The 1,525-nt window shown below is 70.0% G+C and carries 3 protein-coding genes; all 3 read left to right on the top strand.

The features are described 5' to 3' along the window. Positions 1-399 (top strand): Rnf-Nqr domain containing protein (locus OS124_RS24445; RefSeq protein WP_040607082.1); only part of this gene is annotated, 399 nt, incomplete at its 5' end. After that, positions 396-1,004: an NADH:ubiquinone reductase (Na(+)-transporting) subunit E gene (nqrE, locus tag OS124_RS0111585; RefSeq protein ID WP_010139795.1), complete on the top strand. Its 609-nt coding sequence runs from the start codon at positions 396-398 to the stop codon at positions 1,002-1,004. The genes OS124_RS24445 and nqrE, both read left to right, overlap by 4 nt. Next, positions 1,001-1,525: 2Fe-2S iron-sulfur cluster-binding protein (locus OS124_RS0111590; protein ID WP_010139797.1), on the top strand; the 525-nt coding region annotated here is incomplete at its 3' end. The genes nqrE and OS124_RS0111590, both read left to right, overlap by 4 nt.

The following is a 1,525-nucleotide window of genomic DNA, read 5'->3' on the forward strand; positions in this document are numbered from 1 at the left end:
CTGCAGGCCTACCTGTTCGAGATCAGCCAGAGCCTTTCCGTCTTCGTCAGCCTGATCACCACCAACTGCCTCGTGCTGGGCCGCACCGAAAGCTTCGCCCGCCACAACCCGCCGCTGCCCGCGATGATCGACGCGCTTGGCAACGGGCTTGGCTATTCGCTGGTGCTGATCTCGATCGGCGCGCTGCGCGAGCTGTTCGGGGCGGGCACGCTTCTGGGCCACCCGGTGCTGCCGCTGGCCGAGGAGGGCGGCTGGTTCACCCCGCTGGCGCTGATGATGCTGGCGCCCTCGGCCTTCTTCCTGCTGGGCGGGCTGGTCTGGGCGATCCGCTCGTTGCGCCCCGAACAGGCCGAGCCGCTGGAATTCCCGCTGCCCGAGGTCGGGGAGGGCCGGGAATGAGCCTCTGGGATCTCTACCTTTCCGCCACCTTCGTCGAGAACCTGCCGCTGACGCTGTTCCTCGGGCTCTGCACCTTCCTTGCGCTGTCCAAGCGCCCCGAGACCGCCATCGGTCTTGGCGTGGCGATGATCGCGGTGATGGGCGTGACGGTGCCGCTGAACCAGCTGATCTACCGCGCCGTGCTGGCGCCGGGGGCGCTTGGCTGGGCGGGCTATCCGGGGATCGACCTGTCCTATCTCTCGCTCATCGCCTTCATCGGGGTCATCGCCGCCGTGGTGCAGCTGCTGGAGATGCTGCTCGACCGCTTCCTGCCCGCCGTTCATGCCGCCTTCGGGGTCTTCCTGCCGCTACTGACCGTGCAATGCGCGATCCTCGCCGGCAGCCTGTTCATGGTGGAGCGCGACTACACGCTGGCCGAGGGGGCGGTCTTCGGCCTCGGCGGCGGCACCGGCTTTGCGCTGGCGGTGACCATGCTCTCGGCAATCCGGGCACGGCTGGCCTATGCGGACCTGCCCGCCGGGCTGCGCGGGCTCGGCATCACCTTCGTGCTGGCCGGGCTGATGTCGCTCGGCTTTTCCTCCTTTGCCCAGATGGCCGCGCCATGACCGAAGAGATCCTGATCGCCAGTGTCACCGTCATCTTGCTAGTGCTGGGGCTGACCCTTGGCCTGCTGATGGCGCGCGCCCGGCTGGTGCCGAAAAGCGTGGTCACGGTGACGGTCAACGGCACGCGGCATATCGAGGCGGCGCGCAGCGACCGCCTGCTGGGGGTGCTGCACGGGGCGGGGATCGGCATCCCGGCGGCCTGCGGCGGCTCGGGCACCTGCGGACTGTGCCGGGTCCGCGTTGTGGGCGAGGGTGCAGGCGAAGCAGGGGCGACCGAACGCGGCGTGCTCTCGGCGGCCGAGCGCAAGGCAGGGGTGCGGCTGGCCTGCCAGACCGCGCTGCGCGGCGCCTGCGAGGTCACCGTGCCCGACGCCTTCCTCGAGGCCTCGGGCGGCTTCACCTGCAAGGTCGTCTCGAACCGCATGATGGCGCCGCTGATCCGCGAGCTGGTTCTGGAGCTGCCCGAGGGCCAGCCCTTCGACTTCCGCGCCGGGGGCTTCCTGCAGCTGACCGCGCCGGCC

This window comes from Oceanicola sp. S124 (assembly GCF_000220565.1).
Lineage (GTDB): Bacteria > Pseudomonadota > Alphaproteobacteria > Rhodobacterales > Rhodobacteraceae > Pseudooceanicola.